The following is a 15404-nucleotide window of genomic DNA, read 5'->3' on the forward strand; positions in this document are numbered from 1 at the left end:
ACCAGTCCGGGGTATAAATCAATTTGGCACTGGCTTATCAAGCACCCTGTTGAGTTCTCAAAGAACAACCACACACCACTCGGGCGTCCCACATCATGGGAACCCGCTTGGGGCAACTCCTCTACCTTACTTGGTTCGCCTCCCGTCGTCAACCTCGTGTCCGAGGTGATCAAGGGTGCGCTCCGGGGTCCACGATGACGCACGCCGTATCACGGCGGTCGTTGCTGTCGTGGGAAGCCGCAGACCGGCCGATCGCCACTCTGTGGCCATCCGCCCGGCTCCTGCCGGCTTTCGAACTCTACCCGGTCGGTCTCGCGATCGCAACCCCGTCTTGGAGTGTCCTCGCACCGCCCGGATCCTCAGCCTCGCTCGGCGTCCCCGCCACGAGCCTGGTGCCCTTGTCGGCCGGTTTGTCCGGCCTTCCGCGTGCAGAGAGAAAGTTACGCCGCCCGTCCGCGGAAGGCAAATCGGCGTCCGTCACTGTCAACAGCGGGATGGCCGCCGGCGATCACGACCCGGTGCCGAGGCGACGGGCGAGGGCGGTCGCGCATTCGTGATGAACGGGCGGGGTCCGGAGGAGCCCCCAGCGTGCCAGAGTGTCTGTCATGGCTGACCTCCCGCGCACCCGGGTGACCGTGCTCGCCGAGGACGCGCTGCTCGGACTGCTGCTGCCGTTCTGGCAGCTGGTCATCGGCGCCTTCGTGGTCTTCGTCGTCCTGGTCTCGGTCGCTCGGCTGGCCCGCCGGGGTCGGTCCCGGATGACGACGGCACTCCTGGTCACGGCCGCCGCGATCGCCGGCTTCGCCGTGGTGGGCGTACTGCTACAGGGGTGAGCGTCAGAGGCGGCGGTTGGCCAGGCTCGGCAACTCGGCGCGGATGGTCCGCAGCCGGTCGAGGTCGAGATCGGCGACGGCGAGGCCCGGACCATCGGGCACCTGGGTGAGCACCGTCCCCCACGGGTCGATCACCATGCTGCGCCCGTAACAGGTCCGGCCCGGATCGTGGTCGCCGATCTGCCCCGCCGCGGCGACGAAGCACTGGTTCTCGATCGCCCGCGCGCGCAGCAGCACCTCCCAGTGGTCCCGCCCGGTGTGGACCATGAAGGCCGCCGGCACCACGAGCAACTGGGCGCCGCCCTCGATCACGAGCTGCCGGTACAACTCCGGGAACCGGAGGTCGTAGCAGATCGACAGGCCGACGCGAAGGCCCTCGACGTCGACGACCACCGGCTGGTCGCCCGGCGCCACGGTGGCCGACTCGAGGTAGGAGACCCGGCCGGGGATCTCTACGTCGTACAGGTGGATCTTGCGGTAGCTGGCGGCGAGCGTGCCGGAGCGGTCGAAGACCAGGGAGGTGTTCCAGGTGCGCTCCGGATCGGGCCCGCGCTCGTGGATCGACCCGGCGATCAACCAGATGCCCAGCCGCCGGGCGAGGTCGGCGAAGAACCGGCCCACCTCGCCGTCGACCGGCTCCGGCTCGGGGAGCCCCGCGGCAAGGCCGAGGTAGTCGACGAACTCCGGCAGGAGCGCGAGGTCCGCGCCGGCCGCCGCCGCGCGTTCCAGCACGGCCTCCGCGGCCGCGAGGTTCGCCTTACGGTCGTCCCGGGAGTTGAGCTGGCAGACGGCGACGCGCATGGGGATCAGCGTACGACCGGAAGGCGCGCGGCGACAGCGTCGAACGGTGTTGGCGGGACCCCCGGGTCAGGGGTGGTCGAGCCGTGCGGCGTCGGCCGGGCCGGACGCGGACACGAAGCCGCGCCCGACCGGAGCGGACGGGCGCGGCGACGGTGGATCAGGCCGACTTCTCCTCGCGGTCCCGCCGGGCACGCCGGCCGGTGAACTCGCGCGGCACGATCGTCGGGTTGACGTTCTCGAGCACCACCTCGCGGGTGATCAGCACCCGGGCGGCGTCGGGGTTGCTCGGCACCTCGTACATCACGGAGAGCAGGACCTCTTCCATGATCGCCCGCAGGCCGCGGGCGCCGGTGCCGCGCAGCATCGCCTGGTCGGCGATCGCCTCCAGGGCCGGCGGCTCGAACTCCAGCTCGACGCCGTCGAGCTCGAAGAGGCGCTGGTACTGCCGGACCAGGGCGTTGCGCGGCTCGGTGAGGATGCGCACCAGCGCGGTGCGGTCGAGGCTGCGCACGTTGGTGATCACCGGGAGCCGGCCGATGAACTCGGGGATCAGCCCGAACTTCAGCATGTCCTCCGGCATGACCTGGCTGAAGATGTCGTCGGTCGACCGGTCGGAGACCGACCGCAGCCGGGCGCCGAAGCCGGTGCCGCCGTGCCCGGTGCGGGCCTCGATGATCTGGTCGAGCCCGGCGAAGGCGCCACCGCAGATGAACAGCACGTTGGTGGTGTCGATCTGGATGAACTCCTGGTGGGGGTGCTTGCGCCCGCCCTGCGGCGGCACGTTGGCCACCGTGCCCTCCAGCATCTTGAGCAACGCCTGCTGGACGCCCTCGCCGGAGACGTCCCGCGTGATCGACGGGTTCTCCGACTTACGGGCGATCTTGTCGACCTCGTCGATGTAGATGATGCCGGTCTCGGCGCGCTTGATGTCGTAGTCGGCGGCCTGGATCAGCTTGAGGAGGATGTTCTCGACGTCCTCGCCGACGTAGCCGGCCTCCGTGAGCGCGGTGGCGTCGGCGATGGCGAACGGCACGTTCAGCATCCGCGCCAGGGTCTGCGCCAGGTGGGTCTTGCCGCACCCCGTCGGGCCGAGCAGGAGGATGTTGGACTTGGCCAGCTCGACGGCGTCACTGCCGGAGCCCGGCGCCCCGGCCGCCTCGGCCTGGATCCGCTTGTAGTGGTTGTAGACCGCGACGGCGAGCGCCTTCTTGGCCTGGTCCTGCCCGACGACGTAGGTGTCGAGGAACTGGCAGATCTCCATCGGCTTGGGAAGCTCTTCCCACTTCACCTCGCCGGACTCGGCCAGCTCCTCCTCGATGATCTCGTTACAGAGATCGATGCACTCGTCGCAGATGTAGACCCCAGGGCCTGCGATGAGCTTCTTGACCTGCTTCTGCGACTTACCGCAGAACGAGCATTTCAGTAGGTCGCCGCCGTCACCGATCCGTGCCACCTACGTTCTCCCTGCACTCGTCGACCGGAGACCCGGCCCTCGCCTGCGGACGTGGAAGCGTCCGCCTCGTTCACCCCGCTCGTTCACCCCGCCGGAGGACCGGTGGAGCGGCACAGACCCGACGTTACCCGCTGGCGGAGGTTTCTCCGACCCCCAAAACGGGTGTGTCAGACGGTCGGCCGGGAGCGGACTCCCGGCCGACCGCGACCCGAGCTGTTCAGCTGGCGGCGTTGGCCGCCAGCAGGCCCTTCTTGCGGCTGGTGAGGATGGTGTCCACCAGCCCGTACTCCTTGGACTCCTCGGCCGTCATGATCTTGTCACGGTCGATGTCCTTGCGGACCTTCTCGATCGGCTGGTTGCAGTGCCGGGAGAGCATCTCCTCGAGCTGCGTGCGCATCCGCAGGATCTCCCGGGCCTGGATCTCGATGTCCGAGCCCTGCCCGTAGCCGCCCTCGGTGGCCGGCTGGTGGATGATGATCCGCGAGTTCGGCAGCGCCATCCGCTTGCCCGGGGTGCCGGCGGCCAGCAGCACGGCCGCGGCGCTCGCGGCCTGGCCGAGGCAGACCGTCGAGATGTCCGGCCGGACGTACTGCATGGTGTCGTAGATCGCCGTCATGGCGGTGAAGGAACCACCGGGCGAGTTGATGTACATGATGATGTCGCGGTCCGGGTCGGTGCCCTCGAGCGTCAGCAGCTGCGCCATCACGTCGTTGGCCGACGCGTCGTCGACCTGGACGCCGAGGAAGATGATCCGGTCCTCGAAGAGCTTGTTGTAGGGGTTGGACTCCTTCACCCCGTACGACGTGCGCTCGACGAACGACGGCAGGACGTAGCGGTTGTGCACGGCCGCGAACTGGGGCGGCAGGCTCAGGTCGGTCATCGTCAGCTCCTCAGCTCAGGGTCCCGGCGCCATCCGGAACCTGGGCGGCCCCGATGATCACCTTGTCGATGAAGCCGTAGTCCAGGGCCTCCTGGGCGGTGAACCAGCGGTCGCGGTCGGAATCCGCCTCGATCTGCGCCTGGCTCTGGCCGGTGTGGTGCGCGACCCGCTCCTGGAACATCCGCTTGGTGTAGAGCATCTGCTCCGCCTGGATGGCGATGTCGGACGCGGTGCCGCCGAGACCGCCGGAGGGCTGGTGCATCATGATCCGCGCGTGCGGCAGGGCGTAGCGCTTGCCCTTGGTGCCGGCGCAGAGCAGCAGCTGACCCATGGACGCCGCCATGCCCATCGCCACGGTCGAGACGTCGTTGTCGATGAACTGCATGGTGTCGTAGATCGCCATGCCGGAGTAGACCGAACCGCCCGGCGAGTTGATCCAGAGGTTGATGTCGCGGTCCGGGTCCTCCGCGGCGAGCAGCAGGAGCTGCGCGCAGATGCGGTTGGCGACCTGGTCGGTCACCTCGCTGCCCAGGAAGATGATGCGTTCCTTGAGCAACCGGTTGTAGACCGAGTCGTCGAGGTTGCCAATGGTGTCGCCACCGCGGGCATCGATCGCCCGGAGCGGCTTCGCTTGGATGTGCATGTCGGTCATGGCAGCCCTTCGCTCTCCGTACCGTCCTACCCGACACTAACCGCTCAGCCGGATGGCAGAGCGCCGGTCCGGGCAGTGTTCGCTATCAGCGCAGCACCGCCGGGGCGTACCCGAAAAGGGAATCGGCCGCCGTCCACCGCAGGCGGCGGACGGCGGCCTCCCCGCACGATCAGTGCTCGTGGTTGTGCTCGGCCTCGCTCTCGGCGCGCAGCGCGTCGAGGGTGACCTCGTTGCCCGCCGAGTCCTTGATCTTGATGCGCTCCATGACCGAGGCCAGGGCCTTGCCCCGCCGCACGTCACCGAAGACCGCACCGGCCGCGCCCGAGCGGACCAGCTGGTCGTAGTACTGCTGCGGCGCCATGCCGGCGCGCTGGGCCCGGTGCACGATCTCGTGGCCGAACTCGTCGTCGGAGACCTGCACGTCCTCGGCGTCGGCGAGGGTGTCCAGCAGCAGCTGGACCTTGACGCCCTCGGTCGCCGCCTCGGTCAGCTCGGCGTCGATCTGCTCCTCGGTCTTCTCCTCGGCCGCGAGGTACTCCTCCAGGGAGGCGCCGATCCGCTCGAGCTGGTCGACCATGGCCTGCTTGCGGTTCTCGACCTCCTCGCGGATGACGCCCTCCGGCGCCGGCACCTCGGCGGCGGCCACCATCTGCTCCAGCGCCTTGTCGCGGGCGGCGTAGATCTGCTCGACCCGCTTGCCCCGGGTGACCCGCTCGCGCAGGTCGCCGCGCAGTTCCTCGATGGTGTCGAACTCGCTCGCCATCTGGGCGAACTCGTCGTTGAGCTCCGGCAGCTCCTTCTCCTTGACCGTGCGGACGGTCACCGCCACCTCGGCGTCGCGGCCGGCGAAGTCGCCGCCGACGAGCTGGGTGGTGAAGCTGGTGCTCTCGCCGGCGGCCAGGCCGACGACGGCCTCGTCCAGGCCCGGGAGGAGCTGCTTGCTGCCGACCTCGTGGGAGATGTTGCTGGCGGAGCCGCCCGGCACGTCCTCGCCGTCGACGGTCGCGTTGAGGTCGATCTGGACGTAGTCGCCCTCCTGGGCGGCCCGCTCGACGGTCTTGAGGGTGGCGAACCGCTCGCGCAGGTTCTTCACCTGCTCGTCGATCTCACTGTCGTCGATCTGGAGCTCGTCGACGGTCACCTCGATGGTGGCCGGGTCCGGCAGGGTGATCTCCGGGCGGACGTCGACCTCGGCGGTGAAGTTCAGCGAGTCACCGTCGTTGAACTCGGTGATCTCGACCTCGGGGCGGCCGAGCGTCTTCAGGTCGTGCTCGCGGACGGCGGCGAGGATGTTCTGCGGGATGGCCTCCTGCACCGCCTCGTTGAGGACGGTGCCCCGGCCGACCCGCTGGTCGATCACGGCTGCCGGAACCTTGCCCTTGCGGAAGCCGGGCACCTGGACCTGCTGGCCGATCTCCCGGTACGCCTTCCTGAGGCTCGGCTCGAGCTCGACGAACGGCACCTCGATGGCGAGCCGCACGCGCGTCGGGCTCAGAGTCTCGACGGTGCTCTTCACAGGCGTACTCCTTGACGGATCTCGGTTTTAGTCTGGGCGTGATAAGCCCATCGAGTGTAGGCGAGCCGGCCGGACGCACCGGCAGCGGCCGGGGACCGCGCGAAGGGCGACCCCGGCGACCGGCCGCGGACGACAGTCGGGGTGGCGGGATTTGAACCCACGGCCCCTCGCTCCCAAAGCGAGTGCGCTACCAAGCTGCGCCACACCCCGTGGCGACGAGCAGTCTATGCCGTCGCGACCCGCCGGACGTGCCGGGGCGTCCCTCAACGCGCCGAAGGGGGACCAACCGGACATCCGACCCCTCCGGACGCCCGACCGCCGCGCCCACCACGCGCCGCTGCGGGGACGCGGCTGAGCGGGCCGCGCGGGTCATTGGGTACGCTGTCGGCGCGCCCACCACATCGGGGCGTACGCGGGCGTAGCTCAATGGCAGAGCTTCAGTCTTCCAAACTGACGGTGCGGGTTCGATTCCCGTCGCCCGCTCCACGATGGTGGCCCAGGTCGGGAGCGATTCCCGACCCGGGCCACATCCACATCCGCCGCCTGTCCCTGCCAGCGCGCCCGATCCCGTTCTGTGCGTTGCTTCAGTAATGTTCCTCGATCGGCCGGCGCGCCTCGTCGAAGAGCGCCGGTCCCTCGTACCGCACCGGGGGTGGCGGCGGGGTGGCCGGCTTGACCTCCTGGAACTGCTCGCTGGACAGGGCGTACACCACCCGGCCGAGGCCGGACTGGTTGATCGCGGCCGTGCACATCGGGCAGGGCTGGCAGCTGGTGAACATGGTGGTGCGGGCGGCCACGTCGGGGGCGAGTTCCCGGGCGGCCCAGCGGACCAGCTTCAGTTCCGGGTGGGCGGTGATGTCCGAGTCGGAGACCACGGTGTTGTGATCCTCGATCAGGACTGTGCCGTCCGCACCGACCAGCAACGAGGCGAACGGCCGTTCGCCGGACGCCCCGGCCCGGTTGGCGAGTTCCACGGCGTGCCGGAGAAATCTCTCGTCGTCGGGTGTCATCGGTCCTCCTGGGATTTGTGGTACGCGGCCACGGCCGCAATTGTCCGCCAGGCGCGGTTCGGGCTGGCGGATCTCCGCCCGGATGGCAGGGGCGGGTGTGGAAGGCTGCCCCGTCGCACGAGTGGAGAGAGCGCCGTACACCACAGCTTGAGAGGACGGGTGTGGAGGAGCGAGTGACAGCCGAGCGTCTGACGCTGGTGAGCACCGTCGGCCGGTGGTTCCACCTGGACCGGCCCGTGCTGATCGAGCGCGGGCAGTCCTACTGGGTCGACCGTGCCACCAGCGAGTTGTGCGTCGATCGGGGAGACGGCCGGACCACCCGGGCCGCCGGTTGGTTGTGCCGCTGAGTCGCGTCGGCTGAGGAGACGCCACGCGGTCACGACAGAACGTGGGTGTCTGGGACCCGCTCCAGCACCGCCGCGAGGCACGCACCGGCGGCCGGCGCGCGTACCCTCTCGGGGTGGAACTTGATGATCTTCCGACGGCGGAGTTCGCCTTCCCGGGGCCGCTGCGGGACAGTCTGGTGGCCGCGATCCTGTCGGGCGCGAAGACCTCGACGTCCAGCCTCGTGCTCGGCTACGAGCGCGCGGGCGAGGCGATGCCCGAGGTGGGTCAACGGTCGGCGGTCGTCGACTCGGCGGGCCGGCGGGTGGCGGTGATCGAGGTGACCGACGTACGGGTGGTGCGGCTCGGCGACGTCGATCTGCGCCACGCCCTCGACGAGGGCGAGGGGTACGAGTCGGTGGCGCAGTGGCGGGCCGGGCACGAGACGTTCTGGCACAGCGCGGAGGTGCGCGCGGAGCTGGGCGATGCCAGCTTCACCGTCGACGACGACACCCCGGTGCTGCTCGAGCGCTTCCGGCTGGTGCACACCGGCTGAACGCCCCTTCCGGTACGCGACGACCGGGCGTGCGGCGGGGCCGCCGCCGCACGCCCGGGTCGTACGCCGCTCAGCCCCAGTTCTGCGGGGCGGGCTGGCGGGTGGTGGCGTTCAACCGGTTGAAGAAGTTGGTGGTGGCGAGCCAGAGCACCAACGCGGCCAGTTCCTTCTCCTCGAAGTGCCGGGCGGCCTCGTCCCACACCTCGTCGGGCACGGGGTCGGCCCGGTCGGCGAGCCGGGTGGCGGCCTCGGCGAGCGCGAGCGCGGCCCGCTCCGCGTCGGTGAAGTACGGCGTCTCCCGCCAGACGGCCACCGCGAACAGCCGCTCCTCGGTCTCCCCGGCCTTGCGGGCGTTGCGGGCGCCGGAGTCGACGCACGCGCTGCACCCGTTGATCTGGCTGGCGCGCAGGTGGACCAGCTCCAGGGTGCTCCCGGGGACGCCGGCCGAGTGGGCCGCCTTGTAGAGCAGGTTGATCGCCTTCACCGCGTCGGGGAGCAGCGTCGCGGGGTTCTGCATACGGGCCTGCACGGACATCTCGCACCGTCCTTCCTGTTACGCTGCCGGCCTTCGCCGTCGCAGCGCTCCTGGTTCCTCACCCTGCTGTCGACAGCCGGAGGGGCGACGTGACAGATGTGACCCGGGCCACACCAGGACGGGATGTCCGCCGGGGTGGCGATGCCGTGAGCGACACCGACCTGCTCGCCGAGCGTTTCGAGGAGCAGCGTCCCCGGCTGCGCTCCGTGGCCCAGCGGATGCTCGGCTCCGGGGCCGAGGCCGACGACGCGGTCCAGGACACCTGGCTGCGGCTCAGCCGCGCCGACGCCGACGGCATCGACAACCTGCCGGGCTGGCTCACCACCACCGTCGGGCGGGTCTGCCTCGACCGGCTGGGATCGAGCGCCGCGCGGCACGAGCGGCCCGCCGACGTGGCCGCCGACGAGTCGACCACGTCGGGAGCGGGCGAGGTCGACCCCGAGCGGGAGGCGATGCTCGCGGAATCGGTCGGGCGCGCGCTGGACGTGGTGCTACGGACCCTCGGCCCCACCGAACGGCTCGTGTTCGTGCTGCACGACATGTTCGCCGTCTCCTTCGACGAACTCGCGCCCGTCGTCGACCGCAGCCCGGCCGCCGTACGGCAGATCGCCAGCCGGGCCCGCCGGCGCGTGCAGGCCGGGTCACCGTCGCCGGAGACCGACCGGGCCCGGCAGCGCGGAGTCGTCCAGGCGTTCCTCGCCGCGTCCCGCGAGGGGCGCTTCGACGACCTGCTCACCCTGCTCGACCCGCACGTCGTGCTGCGCTCCGACGCCACGGCCGTCGGGATGGGCGGGGCCGGCGAGGCGCGCGGCTCGGCCACGGTGGCCGACTTCTTCTCCGGCAAGGCGCAGGGGGCCGTGCCGGCGTTCGTCGACGGCGCGCCGGGAGCGGTGGTCGTCGTCGACGGCCGTACCCGCCTGGTGCTCAGCTTCGTGGTCACCGACCGGATCATCGGCATCGAGGTGGTCGCCGACCCCGACCAGATCGCCGGGCTGGACCTGGTCGTGGGCTGACGGCCCGTACCGCTGAGCCGCACGTCAGGGCGGGATCGGCGCCGGTGCGGCCGCTGCGTACGATGCGGGGCCGGGCATCCCCTCGTCCCGCGGAGGTAACGGCAGATGGCAGGCCAGCACGAGGGGTACGCCCTCGGCGTCGACCTCGGCACGTCCCACACCGTCGCCGTGCTGCGCCGGCCCGACGGGCACACCCGCCCGCTGCTCGTGGACGGGCAGCCGATCATCCCCTCGGGGGTGTACGCCGACGCGGACGGGCTGCTGCACGCCGGGCGGGACGCCCAGCGGCTGGCCCGGACCGATCCCGGCCGGTACGAGCCGAACCCGAAGCGGCGCATCGACGAGCCCGCGGTCATGTTGGGTGATCGCCGGTATCCGCCGGCCGAGCTGCTGGCCGCGACGCTGCACGCGGTGGCCCGGGCGGCCGTCGAGGCGGTCGGCTTCCTGCCTCCGGCGGTGCTCACCTGCCCGGCGACCTGGGACGCCGCCCGCCGCCAGGTGCTGGCCGACGCCCTGGCGGCGGCCGGCTGGCCGTCGGCGGCCGAGCACACGCTCTCCGGTCCCACCCCGCCGGGCACCCGGCTGCTGCGGGAGCCGGTGGCCGCCGCCCGCTACTACACGCAGGTGCTGCGCCGCCCGGTGCCGGTGGGCGGGACGATCGCGGTCTTCGACTTCGGCGCCGGGACGCTGGACGTCGCCGTGCTGCGCAACGAGGGCGCCGATCCGTGGGGCGACTCCGGGTTCACGGTCGTCACGGCGGGAGGCGCCGACGACCTCGGTGGCCTGGACGTGGACGCGGCCCTGCTGGGTCGGCTCGCCGAGCTGGTCGCCGAGGCGCACCCGGCCCGGTGGGAGCGGCTGAGCCGCCCGGAGTCCGCGACGCAGTGGCGGGAGCGGCACGAGCTCTGGGAGAACGTGCGGGGCGCGAAGGAGATGCTGTCCCGGGTGACGGCCGCGCCGGTGGCCGTGCCGGGGGTGGAGGCGGCGGTCACGCTCACCCGGGCCGACCTGGAGCGGGTGGCCGCGCCGCTGCTGGGCCGGGCGGTGGCGGTGACCCGGGAGGTGATCGGCGCGGCCGGCCTCGACCCGCAGCAGCTCTCCGGGCTGTTCCTGGTCGGCGGCGCCACCCGGATGCCGATGGTGGCCCGGCTGCTGCACGCCGAGTTGGGCGTCGCACCGACCGTGCTGGAGCAGCCGGAGTTGCCGGTGGCCGAGGGGGCGCTGACCGACCTGCCCCTGCCCCGGCGCGCCCGGTCCGCCGACGCCTTCGCCGCGCCCGCCGCCGTGCCCGCGCAGCCCGGCGCAGCGCCACGCCCCGATCGCGGCGCGGCAGCACCGTCCGCCGCGCCGGCGTCACCCGCCGCCGCGCCGGCGCACTCCGCATCCGCCGGCCCGTCGCACGACCCCGCCGCGCCGCAGCACGGCGTCGGCGCAGCGCAGACCGGGTCCGCCGGCCCGGACCTCGCGCCGACCTCCGTGGCCGGCCCGGAGGGCGTCACGCCGGCCCTGCCCGCCGGGCTGGCGCCGACCATGGTCGCCGCCTCGTCGACCGCCCCGACCGTGCCCGCCGCGCCGCCACCGGCCACGCCGTTCGCCCCACCCGGCGCAGCGGCGGGAGGCCCGACGCCATTCGTGCCGTCGAACGCAGCGGTGGGGGACCCGGCGCCGTTCGCGCCGCCGAGCGCGGCGGCCGGAGGCCCCGCGTCCTTCGCGCCACCGGGGGCGTGGCCGGGCGTACCCGCCTCCGGCACGCCGGTGTCGCCACCGCCCGGCGGCGGCCGGAGCGGGCCTCCGCTCCCCCGACGCCGGGCGCTGTGGATCTCGCTCGCCGCCGTGCTCGCGCTCGCCGGCGTGGCGACCGCTGCGGTGCTGTACCTGACGCGGGACCGCTACCCGGCGCTGGAGTTCCGGACCGTCGAGCGACTGCCCAGGGTGCCCGCCGGCACCGAGCGACCCATGGACATGTTCACCGCGGTCCTCGGCGACCGGGCCTACCTCGGGTATCCGCTCGACGACGGACGGCTGGAGGTGGTGGCGGTCGACGCCGGCACCGGCGCGGTGACGTGGCGGAAGCAGACCGCGGCGTCCTCGGAGCGGTGGAAGCGGATCGTCGCCCTGCCCGGCGCGGTCGCGGTCTTCGCCGACGCCATCGGCGACGACACGCCCCGCGACCTCGTGCTGCTCGACGGCGCCTCCGGCCACCAGCGGTGGCGCCGGTCGATCCTGGGCAACGACGACGTGCTCTTCGGCGACGGCGTCGCGGTGCAGGTGGACCGCACCGGCAAGCGGCTCGTCGGGCTGCGCCTCGGCGACGGCGGGGAGCAGTGGGCGCGGCCCAGTCCGCGCGACGAGTACGACAACGCGGGCACCAGCGTCCACCCGGTCACCACCGACGAGGCGCTGGGCGGCCCGGCCTTTCTCGACGGCTCCCCGCGCGACCCCTGGCGCGGGGACGTCAGCCGGATCGTGCAGGTGGGCGCGGACCGGTCCGTCCGGCTGATCGACATGGGCAGCGGCCGGGTGGTCCGCAGCCGCGCCGGAGTGGCCGACCACGACGACCTGGTGGTGGCCCACGAGGACCGGCTCTACGTGGCCCGCGACGACGCCGGCTACCAGCTGCTCGCGTACGACCTGACGAGCGACGCCCAGCCGAAGGTGCTCTACACCGCGGAGGACGACAAGCGCAGGCCGGAGGCGCTGGTGCCCTGCGGCGAGCGGCGGGCGTGCCTGCTGGAGGTGACCGGCGGCGACGACGAGACCACCGAGGTCGTGGCGGCGACCGAGGAGAAGATGACCCGCTGGGATGCGCCGCGGGCGACGCGACTCGTGCCGCTCGGCGAGCACCTGCTCGCCCGCCGGACCACCCCGGACTCGGCCGGCACGCTGTTCGACCCCGACGGGCGCACCGTGCTCTCCGAACGTGGCGGGGTGGCGGTCCGGCTCGACGCGGGAAACCTGCTGCTCCTCGCCGATCCGCCCAGCTCGGTCGAGGACGACCGCAGCGTCGCCGGCCTGTCGGTGGGCTCGGGCGAGGTGGACGAGCTGGGCCAGCTGGAGGACGTCCGCAGCGACACGTGCTCGTGGAACACCAGCGTGATCGCCTGCGGCGCCGGGAGGGAGAGCGGGGACGCCGGGGCGGAGTCCCCGTACGGCTTCGTGCTCTACCGGTTCGCCGAATAGCCGATACCCGACAGCAATTCATATGGATCTATGTAGCCGATAGCCTCCTCTCAACGGCCAGGCAGCTCCGCGTCCGGTCACGAGCCGGCGCGGGGCCGACAGGAGGAGGACCGGCAGATGACACTTCCCCGTACCCGGCGATGGCGGGCCCGCGCGGTGGGCGTACTCGCCGCCGCCACGGTCGTCGCCGCGATGGGCACCCCCGCGGCGGCCGCCCCGGCCACCGGCGAGATCCTGCACGCCGACGCCGCGAACGCCGTGACCGACGGATACGTCGTGGTGCTCAGGGGCGACGCAATCGGCAACTCCGGCGACCGGCGGGCCGCCGTCACGAAGGCCGCCGACCGGCTGGCCGACCGCTACGGGGCCGCCCTCGGCCACGTCTACGGGCACGCGCTCACCGGATTCGTGGCGCACCTGCCCGAGCGGGCGGCCCGCCGGCTCGCCGCCGACCCAGCCGTGGCGTACGTGGAGCGGGACCGGGTGGTGACCCTCGTCGGCCCGGGGGTGCAGCTCAACCCGCCGTCGTGGGGGCTGGACCGGATCGACCAACGCCATCTCCCGCTCGACGGCCGGTACGCCTACCCGAACACCGCGCACAACGTGCACGCGTACGTCATCGACACCGGCATCCGGAGCACGCACGGCGACTTCGGCGGCCGGGCCGGCGTGGGGGTCGACCTCGTCGACGGCGGCCCGGCCGACGACTGCAACGGCCACGGCACCCACCTGGCCGGCACCATCGGCGGCACCCGGCACGGGGTGGCCAAGGAGGTCCAGTTGCGGCCGGTGCGGGTGCTCAACTGCGCCGGCAGCGGCACCTTCTCCCAGGTGATCGCCGGGGTGGACTGGGTCACCGCGAACGCCGTGCGGCCGGCGGTGGCGCTCCTCGCGCTCGGCGGCGGCGCCAGCACGGCGCTGGACGCCGCGGTGAACCGGTCGATCGCGTCCGGGGTGACCTACGCCGTCACGGCGGGCAGCTCGAACGCCAACGCCTGCAACTACTCCCCGGCGCGGGTGGCGGCGGCGCTCACCGTGGCCGGCACCACCAGCACCGACGCCCGGATGCCGAGCGGCAACTACGGCAGCTGCCTGGACCTGTACGCCCCCGGCGCCAACATCACCTCCACCTGGCACACCGGCGACACGGCGGCGGCCACCATCAGCGGCGGCTCGATGGCCGCCGCCCACGTCGCCGGCTGCGCCGCGCTCGCCCTCTCGGCCAACCCGACCTGGAGCCCCGCGCAGGTCGCGGCCCACCTGACCGGCAGGGCGACGACCGGGGTGGTCACGGGCGTGGTCAGCGGCACGCCGAACCGCCTGCTCTACTGCGGCCCCTGAGCCGGCACGGGCGTCGGATCCGGGCAACGGCCGCGCGGCCGGGCACCGATCCGGCACCCGGCCCCGCCGGCGGGCCGCAGGGTTCGCCCCCGAGTGGCGCTCCCCCGCGAGACGGCGCTCCCGTCGCGTCTGGGCGATCGACGTTCGTCGACCCTTGTCCCCGCAGGGCTCGCCGACTACCGTCTGATCGATGATCGACTACCTGGTCATCGGCGGGGGCATCGCCGGCGCCAGCGCCGGACACCATCTCGCCGCGTACGGCACCGTGGTGCTGCTGGAGATGGAGCACGTGCCCGGCCAGCACTCCACCGGCCGCTCGGCGGCGACGTTCTCCGAGTACTACGGCGGGCCGACGGTGCGCGCACTGACCCGGGCCAGCCGGCGCTTCCTCACCGCGCCGCCGCCGGGGTTCGCCGAGCACCCGCTGCTCACCCCGCGCGGCGTCCTCACCCTCTGCCCGCCGGGCAGCGAGGAGGCCTTCGAGGCGGCGCTGCGCGACGGGGCCGAGGTGGACCCGCCGGCCCGCGAGATCGACGTCGCCGACCTGCCCCGGCACTGTCCCGTCGTGCGGCCGGAATGGTGCCGGCGGGCGATGGTGAAGCCGGCCGTGCAGGACCTCGACGTCGCCGCGCTGCACCAGGGCTACCTGCGGAGCGTCCGGGCGGCCGGCGGCCGGGTGGTGTGCGGCGCGCGGGTCCGCCGGCTGCGGCGCGGCGGCGACGGCTGGCAGGTGGACACGGACGCCGGCGGGTTCACCGCCCGGGTCGTCGTCAACGCGGCGGGCGCCTGGGCCGACGAGGTCGCGGCGGCGGCCGGCGTACGGCCGATGGGGTTGACGCCGCTGCGGCGCACCGCCTTCCTGGTGGACGCGCCGGCCGGCGTCCCCGCGACGGACTGGCCGATGGTCGCCGACGTCGACGGCAGCTTCTACTTCAAGCCGGAGTCGGGGCGCCTGCTGGTCTCCCCGTGCGACACCACCCCGGTACCGCCCGGCGACGCCCGCCCCGACGACCTCGACGTGGCGATCGGCGCCGACCGGGTGCAGGCGGCGACCACGCTTGAGATCCGCCGCGTACACCAGCCCTGGGCCGGGCTGCGGACCGCCGCCCCGGACGACGTGCCCGTGATCGGCCCGGCGACCGACGCGCCGGGCTTCCTCTGGCTGGCCGGGCTCGGCGGCTACGGCGTCCAGACCTCGCCCGCGGCGGGCGCCCTGCTCGCGGCGCTGGCCGTCGACGTGCCGGCGGGCATGACCATGCCGGAGCTGGCGCTGCGGTTCATCCTGCACCACCCGGCGGTGAGCACGGTGA

Annotated in this window: 14 protein-coding genes and 2 tRNA genes; 8 read left to right on the top strand and 8 right to left on the bottom strand. The window is 72.9% G+C overall.

What is annotated here, in order from left to right; all coding sequences use genetic code 11:
• Nucleotides 1-605 precede the first annotated feature (605 nt).
• Nucleotides 606-833 carry a hypothetical protein gene (locus ACSNN9_RS23755; protein ID WP_357881620.1) on the top strand — a complete coding sequence of 76 codons (228 nt, stop codon included), beginning with the start codon at nucleotides 606-608 and terminating at the stop codon, nucleotides 831-833.
• A 3-nt stretch (nucleotides 834-836) separates the two neighbouring features.
• On the opposite strand, the gene ACSNN9_RS23760 is transcribed toward ACSNN9_RS23755, so the two are convergent.
• The 6 genes from ACSNN9_RS23760 to ACSNN9_RS23785 all read right to left on the bottom strand — a co-directional run bounded on the left by ACSNN9_RS23760 (nucleotide 837) and on the right by ACSNN9_RS23785 (nucleotide 6345).
• A complete protein-coding gene (locus tag ACSNN9_RS23760) occupies nucleotides 837-1634 on the bottom strand; it encodes a carbon-nitrogen hydrolase family protein (protein ID WP_436675458.1) in 798 nt (265 codons plus the stop codon).
• A 157-nt stretch (nucleotides 1635-1791) separates the two neighbouring features.
• Nucleotides 1792-3087, bottom strand: a complete 1296-nt coding sequence (gene clpX / locus ACSNN9_RS23765) for an ATP-dependent Clp protease ATP-binding subunit ClpX (RefSeq protein WP_357881626.1) — start codon at nucleotides 3085-3087, stop codon at nucleotides 1792-1794.
• Between the two features lie 217 nt (nucleotides 3088-3304).
• Nucleotides 3305-3967, bottom strand: coding sequence for an ATP-dependent Clp protease proteolytic subunit (locus ACSNN9_RS23770; RefSeq protein WP_121399379.1), 663 nt, complete (start codon nucleotides 3965-3967; stop codon nucleotides 3305-3307).
• A 10-nt stretch (nucleotides 3968-3977) separates the two neighbouring features.
• Complete coding sequence (locus ACSNN9_RS23775; protein WP_091628855.1) at nucleotides 3978-4619, bottom strand: ATP-dependent Clp protease proteolytic subunit; 642 nt, start codon at nucleotides 4617-4619, stop codon at nucleotides 3978-3980.
• Between the two features lie 169 nt (nucleotides 4620-4788).
• The gene (tig, locus tag ACSNN9_RS23780) at nucleotides 4789-6135 is read right to left on the bottom strand and encodes a trigger factor (protein ID WP_357881630.1); all 1347 of its coding nucleotides are present in this window, start codon (nucleotides 6133-6135) and stop codon (nucleotides 4789-4791) included.
• 136 nt (nucleotides 6136-6271) lie between these two features.
• A tRNA-Pro gene (locus ACSNN9_RS23785) sits at nucleotides 6272-6345 on the bottom strand.
• Between the two features lie 202 nt (nucleotides 6346-6547).
• Between ACSNN9_RS23785 and ACSNN9_RS23790 the strand changes: the two genes are divergently transcribed.
• Nucleotides 6548-6621 (top strand) — tRNA-Gly (locus ACSNN9_RS23790).
• A 98-nt stretch (nucleotides 6622-6719) separates the two neighbouring features.
• On the opposite strand, the gene ACSNN9_RS23795 is transcribed toward ACSNN9_RS23790, so the two are convergent.
• Nucleotides 6720-7145, bottom strand: a complete 426-nt coding sequence (locus tag ACSNN9_RS23795; protein WP_436675459.1) for a nucleoside deaminase — start codon at nucleotides 7143-7145, stop codon at nucleotides 6720-6722.
• 173 nt (nucleotides 7146-7318) lie between these two features.
• Between ACSNN9_RS23795 and ACSNN9_RS23800 the strand changes: the two genes are divergently transcribed.
• A complete protein-coding gene (locus tag ACSNN9_RS23800) occupies nucleotides 7319-7492 on the top strand; it encodes a hypothetical protein (protein ID WP_436675460.1) in 174 nt (57 codons plus the stop codon).
• Nucleotides 7493-7605: 113 nt separating this feature from the next.
• On the top strand, nucleotides 7606-8025 hold the full coding sequence (locus ACSNN9_RS23805) for an ASCH domain-containing protein (protein WP_436675461.1): 420 nt from the start codon (nucleotides 7606-7608) through the stop codon (nucleotides 8023-8025).
• A 70-nt stretch (nucleotides 8026-8095) separates the two neighbouring features.
• Here ACSNN9_RS23805 and ACSNN9_RS23810 read toward each other — a convergent pair whose 3' ends face one another.
• A complete protein-coding gene (locus tag ACSNN9_RS23810; RefSeq protein ID WP_357881642.1) occupies nucleotides 8096-8560 on the bottom strand; it encodes a carboxymuconolactone decarboxylase family protein in 465 nt (154 codons plus the stop codon).
• 146 nt (nucleotides 8561-8706) lie between these two features.
• Here ACSNN9_RS23810 and ACSNN9_RS23815 point away from each other — a divergent pair, with 146 nt between their 5' ends.
• The 4 genes from ACSNN9_RS23815 to ACSNN9_RS23830 form a co-directional block, all read left to right on the top strand.
• Entirely contained in the window at nucleotides 8707-9573 is an 867-nt protein-coding gene (locus tag ACSNN9_RS23815; protein WP_436675462.1) for a sigma-70 family RNA polymerase sigma factor, read from the top strand.
• Nucleotides 9574-9678: 105 nt separating this feature from the next.
• Nucleotides 9679-12753: an Hsp70 family protein gene (locus tag ACSNN9_RS23820; RefSeq protein ID WP_436675463.1), complete on the top strand. Its 3075-nt coding sequence runs from the start codon at nucleotides 9679-9681 to the stop codon at nucleotides 12751-12753.
• Nucleotides 12754-12870: 117 nt separating this feature from the next.
• Complete coding sequence (locus ACSNN9_RS23825; protein ID WP_436675464.1) at nucleotides 12871-14094, top strand: S8 family peptidase; 1224 nt, start codon at nucleotides 12871-12873, stop codon at nucleotides 14092-14094.
• A gap of 190 nt (nucleotides 14095-14284) precedes the next feature.
• On the top strand, nucleotides 14285-15404 hold a 1120-nt coding region (locus tag ACSNN9_RS23830; protein ID WP_436675465.1), incomplete at its 3' end, for an FAD-dependent oxidoreductase.

It is taken from the genome of Micromonospora sp. URMC 107 (assembly GCF_051386315.1).
In the GTDB taxonomy this organism is placed as follows: Bacteria; Actinomycetota; Actinomycetes; order Mycobacteriales; family Micromonosporaceae; genus Micromonospora.